Source organism: Pseudomonas sp. M47T1 (genome assembly GCF_000263855.1).
Lineage (GTDB): Bacteria > Pseudomonadota > Gammaproteobacteria > Pseudomonadales > Pseudomonadaceae > Aquipseudomonas.
Genome location: NZ_AJWX01000054.1, coordinates 1 through 2,646 on the forward strand (window position 1 = coordinate 1; position 2,646 = coordinate 2,646).

The 2,646-nt window shown below is 55.8% G+C and carries 1 protein-coding gene and 2 pseudogenes; all 3 read right to left on the reverse strand.

All coding sequences use genetic code 11. The features are described 5' to 3' along the window. Positions 1-8 precede the first annotated feature (8 nt). A pseudogene (locus PMM47T1_RS28390) lies at positions 9-911 on the reverse strand (IS3 family transposase); the annotation flags it as partial. Then, complete coding sequence (locus PMM47T1_RS28395; protein ID WP_008375825.1) at positions 912-2,261, reverse strand: IS110 family transposase; 1,350 nt, start codon at positions 2,259-2,261, stop codon at positions 912-914. A gap of 223 nt (positions 2,262-2,484) precedes the next feature. Continuing rightward, positions 2,485-2,646: pseudogene (locus PMM47T1_RS29625) on the reverse strand (transposase); the annotation flags it as partial.

Genomic DNA, 2,646 nt, shown 5'->3' on the forward strand with positions numbered 1-2,646 from the left:
TGTAGTGGTCAACTGATCCCGGACACTGAATTGAGTTTTTCCTCAGCGACCGCAGGCGCTAGCCCTTCGTTGAACTGATGCGGTCGCCGCCAGTTGTATCGCTCCATCAGGAACCGGCCAATATCCTGTTGCGCTAGCGAAGCGCTCATATAGCCCACCGTCGGTATCCATTCAGTTTTCAGGCTGCGAAATAGCCGCTCCATGGGCGCGTTGTCATGGCAGTTGCCGCGCCGACTCATGCTCTGTGTGAAGCGGTATCGCCATAGTCTCTGGCGGAAACTCCGGCTGCCGTATTGACTGCCTTGATCACTGTGAAACAGCACATTTTGAGGCCGACCACGCTGCTCATAGGCCATGTCCAGCGCTTTGATCACCAGGTCGGCGTCGGGCTTGGCCGAGAACGCCCAGCCCACAACCCGGCGCGCATAAAGATCGATTACCGCCGCTAGATAGTGCCACTGACCTTCGGCCCAAACGTACGTGATGTCACCGCACCAGACCTTGTCGGGGGACGCCACGCTGAACCCTCGATCAAGCACGTTCGGGATATCAGGCCGCTCCACGGTCGCCTTTTTATAGGCATGGGAGCCCGGCTGTTTGCTGATCAAGTTCATCTCGCGCATCAACTTGCGTACCTTGAATCGCCCGATCTGCATGCCGTCCTCTTTCATCATCAGCATGATGCTCCTGCTGCCCGCAGCGCTTCGGCTTTGCGTAAACAGCTCGTTCACGCGGCTGCGCAAAACCACCCGTTCGGCATCTGGATACCGGCGTTTCCGGCAGTACGCGTAGTAGCACGATCGGGTTACTTCAAATACCGAGCACAACAGATCAATCGGCTCTTGAGCCCGAAGTTGATCGATTAACGCGAACGCTCGTGTTCCTCGGCCATCAAGAGCGCGGTGGCCTTCCTAAGAAACACCCTCCACCGGTTGAAGCGTGAACCCAAATTCGGCGGCACGTCGATGCAGACCTTTCACTACTCGCTCCCGATATCGCTGTTCGTACTGATCCTCTCCCGGATCTCGATAGCTCATGCCGAAACGCATCGCGTTGTAGAACAAAATCGCAATCTTTCGGGCAGTGGCGGTCACTGCTTTGGCTTTTCCGATTCGAGCCGCAAGGCGTCTATAAAAGGCTCCCAGCGCAGTGCTAGTCCTTCCCACGGTGACAGCAGCTAAGCGTAAGTGAGCAGTTAGCCGATTCTTGGTTTTCCGGGTGTGGGCCGAAAGTACTTTACCGCCACTGATCCTGCACCCAGGGGCGAGCGTCAGCCACGACGTAAAATGATGGCAAGTACGCCATCGACTAAGATCGGTACCGCATTCCGCAACGAGCCGCAGCGCCAGAAAGGGGCCAATACCATGTATTTGCGTGAGGTCCACACCGACCAATTGATACAGCAAGGTGCGGACATCGAAGTTCAGCGCATTGGGTTGCCGGGTGTTGTGGCGTGGCTTAGGAAGCGGCGCCGTTGGGGGCGCATTGACTTGCGAAAGCTTGATGAGCGTTTGCGCGATTTGCTGATCGCAGACGACGAGCTGCGCTTGGTATGCGTCGTACATCGCCAATGCCTGTGATAAGGCAAATAGATGTTCCGGCTGATAGTTGCCTACCAGCGCTGCCTCGATGACATCTACACCAGCCTTACAACGCCGATCACTCATCGCAGCTAGCACCGATGGACTCCGCTCGCCTGCAACTATGGCTCGAATGATCCGCATACCGGTCAAGCCGGTGATATCCGAGACTACGTGATGCAGCTGCACATTCATGTGCGTCAGGGCTTTTTGCATGTGTTGAATATGCGCGGCCGCATAGTCCAGATGACGCTCGCGGAGTCTGAGATAACTACGTAGCGCCGCAATTTCTCGATCCGGGTGGAAGCTAGCCCTCAGCAACCCACAGGAATGAAGCCGTTGAATCCACTGAGCATCATTCACATCGGTTTTGCGTCCCGGCACTGCGCGGGCATCCCGAGCATTCGCCAGTACCACCTGTAGGCCATGGGCTTCAAGGATCTCATACACCGGAATCCAGTAAACACCAGTCGACTCCATGGCGACTGTAGTAATTCCGAGACTCACCAACCAGTCAGCCATGCGATCAAGATCAGCAGTGAAGGCCTTGAAGGTTTGCACCGGGCTCTCTGCGAGATCTGCGGGAACAGCAACCACATGAAAGCGTGAACCAATGTCAATGCCTGCCGCCCGAGTATGGATAACGGGTAATCCTTTGCGTTCTGAACCACGCTTTTTCATACACACCTCCAGTCAAAGGATGGACTGGACGGGGACTCGGATCAAATCACATTCCTAAACGGGGTCATTAAAGCGCCACCACTAACGGGTCCGCAGCTTCCCCTGGGTCAAGTTTTTTGACGGGGACTTAGCCTCCAAAAAGCCAGCGACCACTGTCCAGAGAGTTCAGTGTAGTACGTAGTGTTTCTAGTCCAGTGGGCCGCGGCGCGCCGGGGAGGCGGTTTTTTAAGATGGATTTTTCCCGTTCCAGCCGATTGATACGAGCTTCGAGTTCCTGGATTTTTTGCTGCTCAGGCGTCAGGGCTTTGCTGGTCGGAGTAACACCGCCACGTTCTTGCTGGAGCTGGTTCACCCAACGACGCAAGGCCGACTCAACAAGCCCAAG